The sequence below is a fragment of the Streptomyces sp. WMMC500 genome (assembly GCF_027497195.1).
In the GTDB taxonomy this organism is placed as follows: Bacteria; Actinomycetota; Actinomycetes; order Streptomycetales; family Streptomycetaceae; genus Streptomyces.
Genome location: NZ_CP114905.1, coordinates 6,084,593 through 6,101,048, shown reverse-complemented (window position 1 = coordinate 6,101,048; position 16,456 = coordinate 6,084,593). Strand labels below are relative to the sequence as shown.

Annotated in this window: 12 protein-coding genes, 1 tRNA gene and 2 pseudogenes; 4 read left to right on the top strand and 11 right to left on the bottom strand. The window is 72.7% G+C overall.

All coding sequences use genetic code 11. The features are described from left to right. The first annotated feature begins 100 nt into the window (after positions 1-100). Positions 101-1,963 (top strand): WD40 repeat domain-containing protein, encoded by a 1,863-nt coding sequence (locus tag O7599_RS26220; protein WP_281618071.1) that lies wholly within the window; start codon positions 101-103, stop codon positions 1,961-1,963. 218 nt (positions 1,964-2,181) lie between these two features. After that, positions 2,182-2,991, top strand: a complete 810-nt coding sequence (locus tag O7599_RS26215; RefSeq protein WP_281618070.1) for a hypothetical protein — start codon at positions 2,182-2,184, stop codon at positions 2,989-2,991. Between the two features lie 10 nt (positions 2,992-3,001). Here the strand turns inward: O7599_RS26215 and O7599_RS26210 are convergent, their stop codons facing one another. The 5 genes from O7599_RS26210 to O7599_RS26190 all read right to left on the bottom strand — a co-directional run bounded on the left by O7599_RS26210 (position 3,002) and on the right by O7599_RS26190 (position 7,736). Beyond that, on the bottom strand, positions 3,002-3,643 hold the full coding sequence (locus O7599_RS26210; RefSeq protein ID WP_281618069.1) for a GyrI-like domain-containing protein: 642 nt from the start codon (positions 3,641-3,643) through the stop codon (positions 3,002-3,004). Positions 3,644-3,742: 99 nt separating this feature from the next. Continuing rightward, a complete protein-coding gene (locus O7599_RS26205; protein ID WP_281618068.1) occupies positions 3,743-5,524 on the bottom strand; it encodes a DEAD/DEAH box helicase in 1,782 nt (593 codons plus the stop codon). 91 nt (positions 5,525-5,615) lie between these two features. After that, on the bottom strand, positions 5,616-6,044 hold the full coding sequence (locus tag O7599_RS26200) for a type II toxin-antitoxin system death-on-curing family toxin (RefSeq protein WP_281618067.1): 429 nt from the start codon (positions 6,042-6,044) through the stop codon (positions 5,616-5,618). 3 nt (positions 6,045-6,047) lie between these two features. Then, positions 6,048-6,245, bottom strand: coding sequence for an Arc family DNA-binding protein (locus tag O7599_RS26195; protein WP_281623513.1), 198 nt, complete (start codon positions 6,243-6,245; stop codon positions 6,048-6,050). 30 nt (positions 6,246-6,275) lie between these two features. Continuing rightward, positions 6,276-7,736: an MFS transporter gene (locus tag O7599_RS26190; protein WP_281618066.1), complete on the bottom strand. Its 1,461-nt coding sequence runs from the start codon at positions 7,734-7,736 to the stop codon at positions 6,276-6,278. Between the two features lie 205 nt (positions 7,737-7,941). Between O7599_RS26190 and O7599_RS26185 the strand changes: the two genes are divergently transcribed. Beyond that, positions 7,942-8,013 (top strand) — tRNA-Cys (locus O7599_RS26185). Between the two features lie 80 nt (positions 8,014-8,093). Here O7599_RS26185 and O7599_RS26180 read toward each other — a convergent pair. Next, positions 8,094-9,035 (bottom strand): annotated as a pseudogene (locus O7599_RS26180) (tyrosine-type recombinase/integrase); the annotation flags it as partial. Between the two features lie 24 nt (positions 9,036-9,059). Continuing rightward, positions 9,060-10,318: pseudogene (locus tag O7599_RS26175) on the bottom strand (IS701 family transposase). Positions 10,319-10,527: 209 nt separating this feature from the next. Here O7599_RS26175 and O7599_RS26170 point away from each other — a divergent pair. Next, positions 10,528-10,860, top strand: coding sequence for a type II toxin-antitoxin system PemK/MazF family toxin (locus O7599_RS26170; protein ID WP_281618065.1), 333 nt, complete (start codon positions 10,528-10,530; stop codon positions 10,858-10,860). Positions 10,861-11,205: 345 nt separating this feature from the next. Here O7599_RS26170 and O7599_RS26165 read toward each other — a convergent pair whose 3' ends face one another. From O7599_RS26165 to O7599_RS26150, 4 genes are all read right to left on the bottom strand, one after another. Beyond that, entirely contained in the window at positions 11,206-11,748 is a 543-nt protein-coding gene (locus O7599_RS26165; RefSeq protein ID WP_281618064.1) for a hypothetical protein, read from the bottom strand. Between the two features lie 120 nt (positions 11,749-11,868). Continuing rightward, positions 11,869-12,246: a VOC family protein gene (locus O7599_RS26160; protein WP_281618063.1), complete on the bottom strand. Its 378-nt coding sequence runs from the start codon at positions 12,244-12,246 to the stop codon at positions 11,869-11,871. Between the two features lie 91 nt (positions 12,247-12,337). Continuing rightward, on the bottom strand, positions 12,338-13,888 hold the full coding sequence (locus O7599_RS26155; RefSeq protein ID WP_281618062.1) for an IPT/TIG domain-containing protein: 1,551 nt from the start codon (positions 13,886-13,888) through the stop codon (positions 12,338-12,340). Between the two features lie 144 nt (positions 13,889-14,032). Continuing rightward, on the bottom strand, positions 14,033-16,324 hold the full coding sequence (locus O7599_RS26150; RefSeq protein WP_281618061.1) for a xanthine dehydrogenase family protein: 2,292 nt from the start codon (positions 16,322-16,324) through the stop codon (positions 14,033-14,035). Positions 16,325-16,456 lie beyond the last annotated feature (132 nt).

Below are 16,456 nucleotides of genomic sequence, written 5' to 3'. Positions count from 1 at the left end.
CCCCAGGCCACCAGGCCCCCATCCCCCAGGCCCCCCACCCCGCTGTCAGACCTCTCTGTGACCATGGGGCACTTCCGAAGTCCCCCACCCCGGAGGGCACATGTCCACCGACCTCTACGGCGTCCGCATCCTCTCCATCGCCCCCGACGCCCTAAGCGCACGCCTCCGCGTCTTCGTCGTCTACTACGACACCCACGACCGGAGCCACGCGCCCCTCCCCCACGATCCGAGTTTCTTCTTCCGCGTCCTCTGGGAAGCCACCCGCGAGCGCCCCGGCGACTCCTTCCACCCGCTGCGCATGCTCGACACCGACCAGGTCCTCGAACCCGACTGGGTGGCCGCGAACAGTCACCGCTACGTCCGCCGCATCAAGCAGGTCGCCACCCGCAACCACCCCGTACTCCCTAAAAAATGGGCAGACCTCCACGACTTCTACTACGAACGCAAGGGCGCCTGGCAAGACGAGGACCTCCTCGTGCAGGCCGACTACGACGTCGAGGTGACCGACCGCCGCTGGCTGGAGTCGCTGCGCCCCGGTGACGGCTGGGGCACCACCTCGTACCCGACGGACTCCGACCAGATACCGGCGGACGACGCCCCCACGGTCCTCGACCTACGCGAACCCGCCCTGACGCTCGACGTGTTCGCGGGCGGGGAAACCGATGCCGGTACGCCCAGCGACCTGGCCTTCTCCGACGACGGGCAGTACCTCGCGATGACCAGCCAGGCGTGCGAGCTGGTGGTGCTCCGCACCGACGACTGGAGCGAACACGCGCGCGTCGCGGACAGCGCCCTCTGGGGCCAGGACATCCAGTGGGTGCCCGGCACCCACCGGATCACCGGCCGCGTCATCGAGGGCGGCGGGACGCTGGACGACGAGGCTCCGACCCGCGCCTACGACGTGGACACCGGCACCGAGGTCGACGTCCCCCCGCAGCCGCGGGAGGCCCGCTCGCGCACCGGCCGGTACCGGGTCGACGGCTCCCGGGACCGGGTCGAGGTGCTGACCTCGTCCGGTACGGCGCGGCGCCTGCCTCTGCCAGGCCAGGGGTCCGTCTCGGACGTCTGCTTCACCGGCGACGAAACCCGGATGTTCGCCCGGCAGGGGAAGGACGTCCACGTCCTGGATCCGGAGACCGGGCATGCCCTGGGCACGCTCGCCGTAGCCGGCGGCCCGGCGGTCGTCCGGCCGGACGGGGAGTACGTCGCGGCCTGCGGTCCGAGTTCCGCGACGCGGATGGAGGCCAGGCTGATCGATCTGTGGCGGGTCTCCGACGGTGAGCTGCTGATGCGCTGCCGGACGGGCGGCCGTTACCTCTCCACCCTGACCTGGTCGCCCGACGGCAGCATGCTCGCGGCCAGCGTGATCACCGGGCACGAGGGGTACGGGGGCGGGGTGCGGATCTACCGCGCCGGGCCGCCCGTCGAGCCGCCGGCGCACGTGGAGCCGACGGCCGCCGACGTACGCAAAATGATCAAGAACACGTACCTCCCGCGCGACCTCGTCTTCCTCTACGACCGGCTGGCCGAACGCGAGGAGGACCCCGCCGCCGTCGGCCGGGCCTACCGGGACAAGGCCACCGTCCTACGGGGCACGGGCGACCTGCCCGGCGCCGCCGAGGCGCTCCGCAGGGCCGTGGAGTCCGGCGGGATCTCCGACGCCCTCCACGCCTCCCACGAACTCGCCTCGGTGCTCGTCGAACTGCGGGAGTACGACGACGCCGTGGCCGCCGCGCGCACGGCGTACCGCATGGCCGCCGAACGCGACCTCGACCGGCCGAGACACCGGAAGAACCTGGTCAGGGTGGCGACCGGGTTCGCGGACATCCTGCACGCCCGCGGGGCTGACGGCGACGCCGACGAGGAGGCCGAGGCGCGCGCCGCCTGCCGCCGGGCCCTCGCCCACGACACCGCCGACGCCCCAGGCGCCCCAGGCGCCACCGGCGCCGGCGAGCCCGGCTGAGCCACCCCCGGGCCCGGCCCCCGCCCCCCGCCCGGCTCCCGGCCCCGGCGAGCCCCCCACCCGCTGACGTGCTGATGAAGCGGGCATGGGCGCCGGTTGCCTGATTTTCCGCCGTCGGGGGTAAGTTCACCTCATGCATGAAGGAGACGTGAGAACTGCTTCATACAAGGGCACCCCGGGCAGTTCTCCCCCACGGTCTGCCGTTAATCTCCGCGACTATGACCGACCTTGAGACACACCGGCCGGACGCGGACGGCCCCGATGGCGAACCCGCCGGGGCCGGCGCGCCCCCGGCCGCCGCGGCGGCCGTACCCGAGCCCAAGCCCGGACCCCACACCCCCGGCGGCCGGCGGTGGGTGCTGTGGGGAGCCGGGGGCATCACCCTGGCCGTCCTCGCCGCCGACCTCACCTCGCGCGCCATCAACGCCTACGAGGACATACCCAGCGTCCGCCGGATGCTCAACGTCGACCTCGAAGCCAACCTCGCCACCTGGTGGAACAGCACCCTCCTCCTCGCCGTCGCCGGCGTCGCCCTCGCGGCGGCGCTGCTCACCGGGCCCGGCGCCCGGCCCGGGCGGGTGTCGTGGCTCGGGTTCTCCGCCGCCACCGCGCTGCTGAGCATCGACGAGACCGTCTCCCTCCACGAACGCCTCGGCGAGGTCGGCAAGTCGTGGAAGGACACCGCCGGGGTCGCGCTGCCGTCGCACGCGTGGGTGCTGCCCGGGGCGCTCCTCGCCGTGGCGGGCACCGTGTGCGCCGTGGTCTGGGCGCGGCGCCTGCCGCGGGATCTGCGGTACGGGCTGCTGGGTTCGCTGGGGGTGTATCTCGGGGGCGCGCTGGTCGTCGAGGCGTTCAACGGCTGGGCGCACAAGAACGACCACAGCCTCACGCTCATGCTCGGCACCCTCGTGGAGGAGGGGCTGGAGATGGGCGCCTGCGTCGTCGCCCTGGCCGTCCTCGGCCGCTACGTCGTCCTGGAGCACGATCCGGTCACCGGCCGGACCTCCGCACTCCTGCGCCACGCCTGAGTGATCACCCTCACCCGGCCCGTGCGACCGGCTGCCTGAGTACCGTCTTCAGCTTCTCCGGCCGGGTGCGTCGCGGGTCGCTGAGGTAGACCTCGTGGTGGTGCCCGGTCATCCGGAGGCCGTTCGCGGCCAGGTACTCGTCGTGGAGCCTGGCCAGCGCCGGTCCCTCGTCGTCGTACGGGCCCACGTGCAGGAGCTGCGCGCTCGTCCCCTCGTGCAGCGTCTCGACGCGCAGCGCGGGAAGCGCGGGCAGCGCGTCGACGCCCTTCTTCGCCAGCGCCGTCGCCCTGGCCTCCTCGACGAACTCGTCCGTGATCCACTCGGGCAGGCTGATCAGCATGCGCCACTGCCACGCGGCCTTGTCCCGCGTCACGAACACCTCCGGGCGGTCCGCCCACCACAGCCCTTCGAGCGGTCCGACGACGAAGTCCCGGCCCAGGGTGCGCTTGCTCGCGAACTTGATCGTGTACGCGACCGAGTACAGCGCCTCGACCGCGTGCGTGTAGTCGGCGCTGGTGTTGGGGTCGCCCCTGCCGTCGACGGCGACGAAGCGCTGCGCCGGTACGTCGACGAGGGCCCAGTCGGTGTTCTTCGGCGCGTAGCACTCCTTGAGCACGCGCTTGACGTCGTACTTGCTGTCTGAAGGGGGCATGTGTACGTCCCGGGAGGTCGGCTGCCGGATCAGCCTAGACGCCGGGTCTGACAGCCCGACGGCGCGCGCTTGCCCCCGCCCCCCTCCCTCTCCCCCTCCTCACTTCATCCGCGTAGCCCACTCCCGCACCTTGGCTATCCGCTGCCGGATCTGCCCCGGTGTCGCCTCCGCGCTCGGCGGGCCGCCGCAGACGCGGCGCAGTTCGGTGTGGATCACCCCGTGCGGCTTGCCGCTCTGGTGGACGTACGCGCCGACCAGGGAGTTCAGCTCCTTGCGCAGCTCCATCAGCTCGCGGTGGGTGACCACCGGGCGCCGGTCGGCGGGGAGTTCCAGGAGGTCCGCGTCCTCCGCCGGCTTCTTCCTGCTGTGCGCGATCTGGCGGGCCTGCCGCTTCTGGAGCAGCATCTGCACCTGGTCCGGCTCCAGCAGGCCGGGGATGCCGAGGTAGTCCTGCTCCTCCTCGCTGCCCGGGTGGGCCTGCATGCCGAACTCGGCGCCCTCGTAGACGACCCGGTCGAAGACCGCGTCCGATTCAAGCGCTTCGAAGGGCAGTTCGTCCTGGTCGCCGGTGTCCTCGTCCTGCTGCTTCTCCGCCTCGGCGAGTTCCTTCTCGCTCTCGGCGTACGGGTCCTCCTCGCCGTCCGGCTTCGGCTTGTCAAGGACGTGGTCGCGCTCGACCTCCATCTCGTGGGCGAAGCCGAGCAGCGCGGGGATCGTCGGCAGGAACACCGACGCGGTCTCGCCGCGCCTTCGCGACCGTACGAACCGGCCCACCGCCTGCGCGAAGAACAGCGGCGTCGAGATCGTCGTCGCGTACACCCCGACCGCCAGCCGCGGCACGTCCACGCCCTCCGACACCATCCGCACCGCGACCATCCAGCGGTCCTCGGACTCCGTGAACTCGTCGATACGCTTCGACGAGCCCGTGTCGTCGGAGAGGACGACGGTGGCGCGGTGGCCGGTGATCTCCTTGATGAGCTTGGCGTAGGCGCGGGCGGAGTCCTGGTCGGAGGCGATGACGAGGCCGCCGGCGTCGGGGATGCCGCGGCGGACCTCGGTGAGGCGGCGGTCGGCGGCGGTGAGGACGTTGGGCATCCAGTCGCCGCGGGGGTCGAGGGCGGTGCGCCAGGCCTGGGCGGTGGCGTCCTTGGTCATCGGCTCGCCGAGGCGGGCGGCGATCTCGTCGCCGGCCTTGGTGCGCCAGCGCATGTTGCCGCTGTAGGAGAGGAAGATGACCGGGCGGACGACGCCGTCGCCGAGGGCGTTGCCGTAGCCGTAGGTGTAGTCGGCGGAGGAGCGGCGGATGCCGTCGTTGCCCTCTTCGTAGACGACGAAGGGGATGGGGTTGGTGTCGGAGCGGAACGGGGTGCCGGTGAGCGCGAGCCGGCGCGCCGCGGGCTCGAACGCCTCCAGGCACGCCTCGCCCCAGGAGCGGGAGTCGCCGGCGTGGTGGATCTCGTCGAGGATGACGAGCGTCTTGCGCTGCTCGCAGCGGTTGCGGTGCAGCATGGGCCGGACGCCGACGCCGGCGTAGGTGACGGCGACGCCGTGGTAGTTCTTCCCGACCGGTCCGGCGCTGTACTCGGGGTCGAGGCGGATGCCGATCCGGGCGGCGGCCTCGGCCCACTGGGTCTTGAGGTGCTCGGTGGGCGCGACGACGGTGATCTGCTGGACGACGTGGTGGTGCAGCAGCCAGGACGCGAGGGTGAGCGCGAAGGTCGTCTTGCCGGCGCCGGGGGTGGCGACGGCGAGGAAGTCGCGGGGCTGGGCCTGGAGATAGCGGTCCATGGCCGCTTCCTGCCAGGCACGCAGCTTGCCGGCGGTGCCCCAGGGGGCACGGCCGGGGAAGGCCGGTGAGAGGTGATGAGAGGTGGTGCTCACGGTCTCCGGGTGGGGTCGGTCGGTCGTCGGCAACCGCGTCAGCCTACCGGTGCGCCGCGCGCCGCCCGCGGCGCACCGGACGAGAGGAGCCTCACACGAACCCGGGCCGCGTGCCGCCCGTTTCGCCCAACTCGCCCGACTCGCCCCGGCGCAGGGCCCGGAGCTCCGCCGCGATCACGGCGACGTCCTCGGTCTTGCCGGTCGCGATGTCGATGACGAGGTCGAAGGCCCGGTCCTGGTCGATGTCCAGCATCTCCACCCCGTTGATGTCGAGGAAGACGACCGTGCACATCCAGGCCATGCGCTTGTTGCCGTCGACGAGCGGGTGGTTGGTCGTGAGGGACTGCAGCAGCGCCGCGGCCTTCTCGACCAGGTCGGGATACGCCTCGATGCCGAACATCTGCGACTGCGGCCGGCCCAGCGCCGACGTGAGCAGCCCCAGATCCCGTACCACCACCCGCTGTCCGGCGCAGGCAAGTTCCGCCAGGTCCAGGGCTTCCTGGACCGTCAGGTACTTCACGCGCTACTCCCCCAGCCTCCGGAGCAGATCCGCATGGTTCGTGGCGTACTTCGCCCCCAGCTTGCGGACCGTGGCCCGGTCGGCCTCTTCGGTCAGATACCGCTCGACCGCCACCAGCACTATGGCGTGCATGCTCCGGCCCTCCTCGTCGGCGCGCTCCTTCAGCGCCTCCTGGAGGTCATCCGGCAGCCTCAGGTTCATGGCCATACCAGAATGGTACCGCGAGGCGTATCAATGCGGTACCGGATGAGACCCCGGCGTCGTCCGCAGCCGCCCCGCCACCGCCGCGCCGACCAGCGCCACCGCCGCCATTGGCAGCAGCACCGCCACGAACGCGCCCGGCCGCGCCTCGCCGCCCGCGCCCAGGGCGCCGTGGCCGACGGCCGCGCCGCCGAGGGCGGCGAAGATGACGCCGGCGACAGCCAGGAGGACGACATTGGCGAGGCTGTCGGAGAGTTGCAGGGCGGCGGAGTTGGTGCCGGCCTCCTCGGGGGCGGAGAGCTTCAGCAGCAGCACGCTCGTGCCGGAGATGACCATCCCCATCCCGTAGCACCCGAAGGCCCACTCGACGGGGACGATCCACACCGGCAGCGACTCCACCAGCACCAGCGGCGCGGTCGCGATGGCCGTGGCCGCCAGCAGCATGCCGATCCGGACGAGCCGCGTCCGGTACGGGTCCAGCCGCGGCCGCGCCTGCGTCCAGGAACCCAGCGCCCAGGTCGCGCCGCCGACCGCCAGACACATGCCGGCCTCGGTCACCGACAGCCCGCGCTGCGTGACGAGCATCAGCGGCACGAAGCTCTCCGCGGCGATGAACGACCCCGCCGCGATGCCGCGCATCAGCACGACGGTGGGCAGCCCGCGGGCGGCGACGTACGTACCGCGCGGCAGCAGCACGCGCACCGCGGGCACGAGCAGCACGGCGCCGGCCAGGGCCGGCAGCAGCGAGACCCAGCGCAGGTCCTGCCCCGCGTACTGCAGCAGCCCGCCGCCGGCGGCGATGGCCAGCGCGAGCCGGATGCGGCGCCGGTCGAGGGCGGGCGGCGCGGCGGGGTCGACGGGGCCGCGGGCGCGGCGGCGTATCGCGGGGAGGGCGACGACCAGCGGTACGACGACCAGCGGCGGTATGCCGAGGAACACCCAGCGCCACCCCAGGTGCTCGGTGACACCCCCGGCCGCGAGCGGCCCCACGACGGACGGCACCACCCAGGACGCGGCGAACGCGGCGAGGATCGACGGCCGCAGCCGCTCCGGATACGCCCGGCTCACAGTCACGTACAAGGCGACGATGACGAGCCCGCCCCCGAGCCCCTGCACCGCCCGCCCGGCGACGAACGCCCACATGGCCTGCGCGGTCCCGGACAGGACCAGCCCCACGGCGAACGCGCCGATCCCCGCGGTCAGCGGCCGCAGCGGCCCGCTGCGGTCGCACCACTGGCCGGAGAAGACCATGGCGAAGAGCGCGGTCGTGTAGAACGCGGAGAAGGCGTAGGCGTAGAGCCCGATGCCGTCCAGGTCGTGCGCGGCGACGGGCATGGCGGTACCCACGGCGGTGGCCTCGAAGGCGATGAGCAGAACGACGGTGACGATCCCGATGCTGAGCGCCCGGTACGGCCGCCGCAGCACACCCTCGGGGGCGACGGGGGCGCCGGCGGGGGCGACGTCGGTGTCGCGCGATTCGAGGCTGGCCATGAGCAGCAGGGTAAGGCCCGACACCGACATGTGCCCCTGTCGAAGGTCGGGCCCCACCCGGTCCCTTGGTCCTAGGCCGCGCCTCCCCGACCCGCCCGCGCGCCCGGCACGTCCCCGGTGTGCACGCGCCGTTGCCACCGTGTGACATCCCCCCGCCCCGCATTGAGCCGCGCCCGCCCCCGGCCTACGCTCGACGGTGCACCAAGGCCGTGTGCCCGAGTGGCTGAGGGGCTCGCCTGCAAAGCGAGTAACGCGGGTTCGATTCCCGCCACGGCCTCTATGCGGTGACCAGCAAAGACGAAAAGGCGGCACCCTCGCGGGTGCCGCCTTCTTCGCGCGTCCGTCTCAGTTCCCGTCTCAGTTGGCCGGTACGAGCGCGCCGGCCGCGCCGTCGTCGTCCTCCGGCGGGTCCGTCCCCTCGGCCTTCCAGATCAGCCCGTCGACCTGGCGCGCGACGTCGGCCGTACCGCGTCGACCATGTGCTGATACCGCGCGGCCATGGCGGTGGTGGACCACCCCATGAGGACCATGACGGCCCCGCTCGGGGACCCCGAGGATGAGAAGCACCGTCGCGGCGGTGTGGCGCGCGTCGTGCAGCCGCCCGTCACGTAATTTCGCGTCGGTGAGCAGAACCTTCCATGCGGCCCAGTCGTGGCGGTGGGAGGCGATCCGGCCGTGTGCGTCGGGGAAGACCCACCCTCCTTCCTCCCAGCGATCCCCGGCCGCCTGCCGTTCCGCGTCCTGCTCCTTTCGGCGAGCCTTGAGGAGGTCTACGAGCTGTTGCGGGAGGCCGACCGCGCGGCGGCCGGCGCGGGATTTCGTGGTGGACGTCTCCGGGTTGCTTCGTCTCCTCTCAGGGCAATACCCGGCTTTCCGCCCGCAGGGCTCCGTGCACCCGTGCGCGTACTGCGGCCGGTGCCGACTACGGCGCACCACCAGGAACCCGACATCAAGGTCTACGTCCTCCCACCGGAGTCCAAGCACTTCCCCTTGTCGGAGTCCGAGCGCGAGCGCGACAGCCCAGCGCGCGGAATTCCGGTGTCGGTCGGCCGCCTTCAGTAGCCGCTGAACCTCCGCCACGGAGTAGGGCTCCACCTCGTACTCACCAACTTTCGGGGCCTTGGCCAACTGCACCGGATTCCTGCCGAGGTGCCCGCGGCGTACCGCCTCATTCAGCGCAGTCCGGAACGTGCGGTGCACCTGGTGAGCGGTCGCGAGCTTGCTGCCGTTGGCCTGCATCTTCGCGTAGAAGGTCTCGATGTGCTCGGGCTTGAGCTTGTCGAGCCGATGGGCGCCTAATACTCCAGCCGTAGATCGTGATCTTCATGGCTGCAGGGTGGTCTGGCGGCGGTAGTGGCTGTGGCGGGCGCGGGCTTGATGGCGTCGGCGCCAGGTCGACCAGCGCAGTCGGTGGGCGGTGTCGCGGACGGGCCGGACGACCAGGGCGGTGAACAGTCGCTGGATCTCGTTGCAGGTGAGCGGGATGAGTCCGCCTGGGCTGGTCCCGTCGTCTGTCGGGACCTGGTCGCGGCGTTCGAGGGTGGCGGTGACGGCGAGGAAGGCGTGCGCGAGCAGGGCCAGCGTGACCCACCGGTGCCAGGAGTCCCAGCGGCGCACTTGGTGCTCGTCCAGCCCCGCCAGGCCCTTCGAGCTCTGGAACGTCTCCTCCACGGTCCAGCGGCTTCCCGCGACCTTGACCAGCGTGGAGAGCGGCACGGGTCGGGGTGAGTAGCAGCGGTAGTAGGCCAGTTCACCGGTGGTGCGGTTGCGGCGGATCATCAGGTGCTGATGGCCGCCGGATCACCTGCGGTGATGGCGACCAGCGCCCAGTCGTACCAGCGGTGTCCCTTCGCGCCGCGTCCGGCGGACAGCTTCTGCCAGGCCCGGCGCGGGACGCGTTTGGCCAGGTGGTCGGCGCGCTGGGGACCGGCCGCGGTGAGGACACGGTGGGTGCACGAGACCGCGAGCACGTAGCCGAGCCCGCGCTTCTCCAGCGCGGCGCGCAGTTTCGGGTTGTCGCCGTAGACCTCGTCGCCGGCGGCCCAGGCAGCGGGGGCTCCGGCGTCCAGGACACGTTCGATCATCTGCTGGGCCAGCCGCGGCTTGGTCGCGAAGCCGACCTCGTCCGGAACAGAGACCTGCTCGCAGCGGTCCCGGTCGCCGGTCCAGGACTTCGGCAGGTACAGGGCGCGGTCGATGCCCGCGTGACCGTGGCAGCAGGTGTAGGTGAGGTAGACGGCAACCTGGGAGTTCTCGATCCTGCCCGCGGTGCCGGTGTACTGGCGCTGGACGCCCACGGTGTGCGTGCCCTTCTTCAGATCACCGGTCTCGTCGACCACCAGCACGGCCTCGTCGTCGGCCAGGTGCTCCAGCACGAACTCGCGCAGGTCGTCACGGACCAGATCGGCGTCCCACTTCGCTCGCCCCAGCAGGTGCTGCAGCCCGCCCGGAGTGGCGTCCCCGACGTGCTCGGCGATCGTCCAGCAGTTCTTGCGCGGCAGGTCCGCAAGCAGCCCCAGTACCAACTGCCGTGCCCGAAAACGGGGTTCGACCCGGGCGAACCGGCCCGCGATCCGACCCATCAGGCCCTCGAACACATCCCGCCAGCCAGCAGGGACTACGCTGTTACCTGCGGCCACCACATGATCTTCTGTCTTCACACACCGATGATCAGCAGTGGCCGCAGCCGTCTCCTCACCAGGCGCTGACCAGCCAACCTCACGATCTGTGGCTGGAGTAGGCGGCGACCGAAGGGGCGATGCAGGCGCGCCGTCCCGTGTCAGGAGGACATATGCGACGTGGCGAGGTCTGGTGGGCAGATTTCGACGAGCGCAGGGCAGTCGTACTGCTGTCCGGAGAAGAGGCGTCCGGTTTCCTGGCGATGCAGGTCGTCGCTCCCGCGGGCACCGATCTCAGCGGCGTGGCCGTTGAGGTGACAGTAGGCGCCCCCGAAGGACTGCCCCTCGAAGGCGTCCTCAGAGTCGCGCTGCCACGTCCCGGCCTCATCCCTTGCACTTGGCTGGTCACCCTGACCAGGGAAGACCTGATCGGGCAGGTGGGCGTCCTGCCGTCCGCGAAGCTCGGCGAGATCGAGGACGCCCTTCGCCTCGGTGGACTTGAGTAGGCGAAGAACGACGGACGCCACCGATGGCGCGGCCGATCTCGTCCAGATGGCCAACGGTGGCCACGCCCATATCAGCGGTGCCCCACCCGCAAGATCACGATCTACGGCTGGAGTACTAGCAGCGAGGCCCAGTGCCGTCTCAGCTTCCGTCTCGTTCGCACCCGTACGCGGGCGTCCAGGGGGGTGCGGTCAGGCCCGGCCAGCGCAGAGTTCGTACGGGTCTGAACGGTTGCGGACGGGGGCGGATCATGGGGCTGACCTGCGGGGCCAACCTGCAAAGCGAGTTACGCGGGTTCGATTCCCGCCACGGCCTCCCGCCGGAGGCCCTGTGAACGAGGGCTGAGGTTATGCGGACGGCCAGGGCAGGGCCGTTTTGAGGGCCCCCCACTCGTGGGTGAGGGTGTTCCACGCGACACCGCATGCCACGTCCCGCTCCCCGCCGGAACCGCGCCCGCTGTACCAGTCACCGCAGTTCTCCAGGGTCTTCACCGCCTTTTCCAGCCCCTTGGCCGCCGAGGAGACGTCGGCGTACTGCTCCTCGTCCTGGCTCGCCGCGATCTTCTTGTGGATCGGGCGGGTGATATCGGTGATCCCGGTGCCGATGCGGCCCAAGTCGCAGCCCTCCCTCGGGCTGCCCGGCAGGCCGGGGCCGCAGTAGACGAGCACGGTGTCCATGGCGCCGAGTTTGGCGCCGTCGACCGCGATGGGCTTCGGTGGGGACGGGGATTCGGCCGGCTTCGGTGTCGCCGGGGGCGAGGAGCGGGGTGTGTTGCGGGCGGCGTTGTCGGTGGTGTTCTCGCCGTCGTCTCCGCAGCCGGTGAGGAGGGGGGCCGCGGCGGCTGCGAGGACCGTCCAGGCGATCAGGTGGCGCGAAGGCGCACGGCGCATGGCTCTCCCTTTCGTTCTCGCCCGGCCGGGCCCGACCGCCCCGCCCGGTCGGGCACCGTGCGCCGCAGGTTAACGGCCGGGCCCCGGGACCGGTCCCGGCCTCTTTCCGGCGCGGGCTTCTCACTCCGCCGGCGGGCGGGGGGCGAAGATGCGGAAGGTGTTGCCCTCCGGGTCGCGGAAGACGACCCAGCGGACGCCGGTCACCTCGTTGTCGCTGACGCGCTCCGCGCCCAGGGCCTCCACGCGGTCGGCCTGCCGCGACCAGTCGGCTTCGCCGCCGAGGTCGAGCATCAGGCGGTTGTCGCCCGTGGGGAGGTCGCCGTCGGGCTGGTGGAACATCCACGTGGGGCCGTCGTCGTCGAAGCCGATCGTCGCGTACGCCGCCGTCGCGCCCTCGTCGACCGGGCGTTCCAGCACGGCCGCCCAGAAGCCCGCCAGGGCCGCCGCGTCGGCGCAGTCGAAGGAGTACATGCCGACCTTCATCCCGTCGTGGCTCATGTCGCGTACCTCTCTCGTCGGGTTCTGTGCTCACCACGGACCGACCAGCCGGCCCGGCGGAACTCATCGCCCGGGCCGGCGGCGCGCCGGCTCAGTCGCCGTAGGTGAACTCGTCGTACGGGCCCGTCGGGGACGTGGCGACGCCGGTGGCGATCGTGATGTCCATCGTCGCCGGGTCGGTCGGGAGGTGGCGGGGGGCCCTGGCGGTGAGGCGGGTGGAGGACTCGTGGTCGACGTGTGCCGCGGGGTGGTTCCTGAAGAGGACCCTGGCGTCCGGGGTGAAGCCGGTGCCGTCGACGGTGACCACGGTGTCGGCCCCGCCGCGGTTCGGGGAGATGGCCGTGATCGCCACCGGGGACGAGGGGCCGTAGGCGAAGCGGGCCGCCGGGGCGGCGGGGGACGTGCCGAGGAGGTTGGTGACGCGGATGTCGGCGAGGCCGGCGCCGTCCGGGGCGTACGCCGTGATGCCGGTGGCGGAGTCGACGCTGAAGTCCGTGCAGGGCACCGTGCCGAAGTCGACCGTGGTGTCCGCGTCGAAGCCGCTGCCGGTGAGGGCGACCTTCGTGCCGCGCTGCCCGGTGGTGGGGCTCAGGCCGGTGACCGTCGGGCCGCCGGGGACGGGCGGGGCGCCGAGCAGGGCCAGATAGGTGGCGTCGGCGTGCTGGTACGCGACCTGGCGAAGGAAGTCCGCCGTCGTCTTGTTGACGAGCGCGGGGTCGTGCGTCTCGTAGTGGGGGTTCACCGTGAGGGGGTTGTCCGCGCTGGGCTGGACGTACACGGTGCCCCTGCGGAGACCGTCGATCGCGCGGAGCAGCTCCTTCACCTCGTCGGTCGCCGGCGGCCCCGGCGCCGGGTACCAGTCCAGCGCCGTCCGCAGGTCGCACCAGGCCGCCGGGACCAGGTCGTAGGCGTTCACGTGACGCTCGTACGGGACCCAGGGCAGGGAGTCGACGTAGTCGGCGAAGCTCTTCCCGCCGGCGGTCGGCGCGGCGTACGTGACGAGCCCGAACCGCGGCGGGTTCGCCGGCCAGTCCCACGCCTGGAGGTACGGCGCCAGCATGGTGGCGACGCAGCCGCCGAGGCTGTGCCCGATGACGCAGACCGTCGGCTGCGGTGAGGTCGGGGCGCTCTCAAGGAAGGTGGCGAGTTCCTCCGTGAGCGTCGGGCCGTCCCCGCCGGCCGGCGTGGCCGCCGCCGGCCCCGTCGCGCCGCGCGCCGTGACCACCCGCGTGAACGCCGCCATCGCGCCCGCCGAGACCGGCAGCAGCTCAGCCCCGCCGGCCGGGGCGAACGCCACCAGCGTGCCGACGTCGAGGTCTTCCACCATGTCGGCCGGGCTGCCGGCGGTGCCGCGGACGACGACGGCGATCTGGTTCGAGCCGTCGGTGTTGTGGGCGACGTAGACGAGGTGGGCGTGGTCCGGGCTGAGGGCGAGCCACAGCAGGTGCCACCCGCTGACGATCGGGGAGTTCGCCAACTGCTGCACGATGCCGCGCCGGGCGCGCGCGGCCTGCTCCGCCACCGTCTCCCCCGACGGGCGCGGGGTCGCCGCCGTGGCGGCGAGCGCGGCGAGGGTCATGGTGACCTGGGGAGGCAGCGGGGCCTGGGACGTCGCCCGGGTCGAGGGGGCCGAGGTCTTCATACGTGCTCCTTGCCTGCGCGGCATCGGTGGCGCCGCGGCTCCCCGCGGACCGTACCGCCCCAACCACCGCATAACGGGCATTGGGCGCCCGGCGGCCCGCGAGGTGTCACCTCTCGCACGACCCCGTGCCGCTAGCGCACGGCCCTACTGCACCGCCGCCGACTGCGGCCGGATCGGCAGCCGGCTCACCGGCCGGCCCGTCGCCGCCCGCACCGCCGCCGCGACCGCCGCCGGGGACGTGACCACCGGCGCCGCGCTCGCCGCCTTCGCGCCGAACGGGGCCACCACGTCCCGCTCCTCCACCAGCTTCACGATCCGCACGTCCGGCGCGTCCAGCGCCGTGGGCAGCGGGTAGCCGGTGAGGTCGGGGCGGCGGACGATGCCCTTGTTCGTACGGAGGTTCTCCATCAGCGCCGCGCCCACGCCCTGCGTGACGCCCGCCTCGATCCGGGCGGCGAGCTGCCGCGGGTTGAGGACCTTGCCGACGTCCTGCGCGACGGCCATCTCCACCACCCTGACCGCGCCCAGCTCCACGTCGACGTCCACCACCGCGCGCACCGCGCAGAACGCCATGCCCACGAACGCGTCGCCCTGCCCGTTGCCGTCCAGCGGCTCCGTCGGGTGCGGGCGGCACTGCGCCGTGGCCCACAGCTCCTTGCCCTCCAGGGCCTCCGCGACCGTCGTCGACAGCACGCCGTCGTACGACGTGATCTTGCCGTCGGCGATCGTCAGCAGCTCCGTGGACATCCCGAACTTCTGCGCCAGCGGCTGCAGCAGTTGCGTACGGACCATCTTCGCGGCCCGCTCCACCGCGCCGCCCGAGACCCAGGTGTGCCGCCCGTGGCAGGCGGGTCCCGCGGCGGGCTGGTCGGTGTCGACGGGCGCGGTGTTCACCTCGTCGACGCCGAGGACCTCCTGCACGATCTGCCGGGCCAGCGTGGCGAAGCCCTGGCCGGTCTCGACGGCCGCGCAGATGACGGTGGCGACGCCGCCGCTGACGCGCACGGTCGCGGTGGCCACCTCGTCGGCGCCCTCGGCACCCAGCATGTGCACCATGCCCAGCCCGAATCCCACGCCCCGGCGCACGACGCCCGGCTCGCCCGCGCCCTCGGGGCCGCCGGGCAGCAGGGCCTCCTCCTCGGGCGGCAGCGGCGCCTCCCGTACGGCGGTGAGCAGTTCGGCGACGGGCGCGGGGCAGGTGACGGTCTGGCCGGTGGGCAGCAGGTCGCCGGTGGCCATCACGTTGCGCGCGCGCAGCTCGGCGGGGTCCATGCCGAGGGCGGCGGCGAGCTTGTCCATCTGCCCCTCGTACGCGGCGCACACCTGCATGGCGCCCTCGCCGCGGACGTGGCCGGAGGGCGGGTTGTTCGTCCGGACCACCCAGCCGTCGACGAAGGCGTGCGGGACGACGTACGGGCCGCAGGAGAAGGACACCGCGGCGGCCAGGGCTTCGGCGGAGGTGTCGGCGTAGGCGCCGCCGTCCATCAGGATCTGCGCCTCGACCTTGACGAGCTTGCCGCCGGCGTCGGCGTGGTGCCGGTAGCGCAGCAGGGTGGGGTGGCGGTGGGCGTGGCCGAGGAACGACTCCTCGCGGGTGGCGAGGAGCTTCACGGGCGACCCGGTGCGCAGCGCGAGCAGCCCGAGGGGCAACTGCATCGAGCCGTCCTCGCGGTCGGCGGTGGCGCCGGGGACGCCGGTGACGACGACCTTGACCCGGTCCGCGGCCAGCCCCAGGCAGGCCGAGACCTGGTCGCGTACGGCATGGGGGTCGGTGGCGGCGGCGTAAATCTCCACGCCGCCGTCGGGGCGCGGCACGGCGAGGCCGGCCTCGGCGCCGATGGGGGCGGGGTCCTGGCGGCCGATGCGGTACGTGCCCTCGACGACGACCTCGCCGGCGGCCTGCGGGTCGCCGTAGCGCAGCGGGATGTGCCGGATCAGGTTGCCGTCGGGGTGCAGGGGTTCGGCCTCGAAGGCGGTCTGCGGGTCGGTGACCGGGTCGAGCAGCTCGTACTCGACGGCGATGGCGGCGGCGGCGAGGCGCGCGGTGTCGGGGTGGTCGGCGGCGACGGCGGCGACGGGCTCGCCGTGGTGCCGCACGACGTCGTGCGCGAAGACGGGCCGGTCACGCACGCCGCGGCCGTGGTCGGCGGCGTCCGGCAGGTCGCGGTGGGTGACGACGACGCGGACGCCGGGCATGGCCTCGGCGGCGGAGGTGTCGACGGAGACGATCCGCGCGTGCGCGTGCGGGGAGCGGTGGAGGGCGGCCCACAGCAGGCCCTCGGCCCACAGGTCGGCGGCGTACGGGAAGGTGCCCTCGGTCTTGGCGGCGAGGTCGGCCGGGGGGAGCGAGGCCCCGATGCCGTGCCCCTCCGGGTCCGCGGGAGGAAGGGCGCTCGTGGCGGAGGGCGTGGCGGTGCGCTCCTGGGAAGGGTTCACGGGGCGGATTCCCTCCTGTGGAGACGGTGGTCACGAGGGCGCCCGGGCGCGGGGCGGGCTTCGCGCACGCGCGGAACGCCCGGTCCGGCGTCGTCCCGCGGCGCACGCCCGCGGTCCGTCCCCGCGCACGCG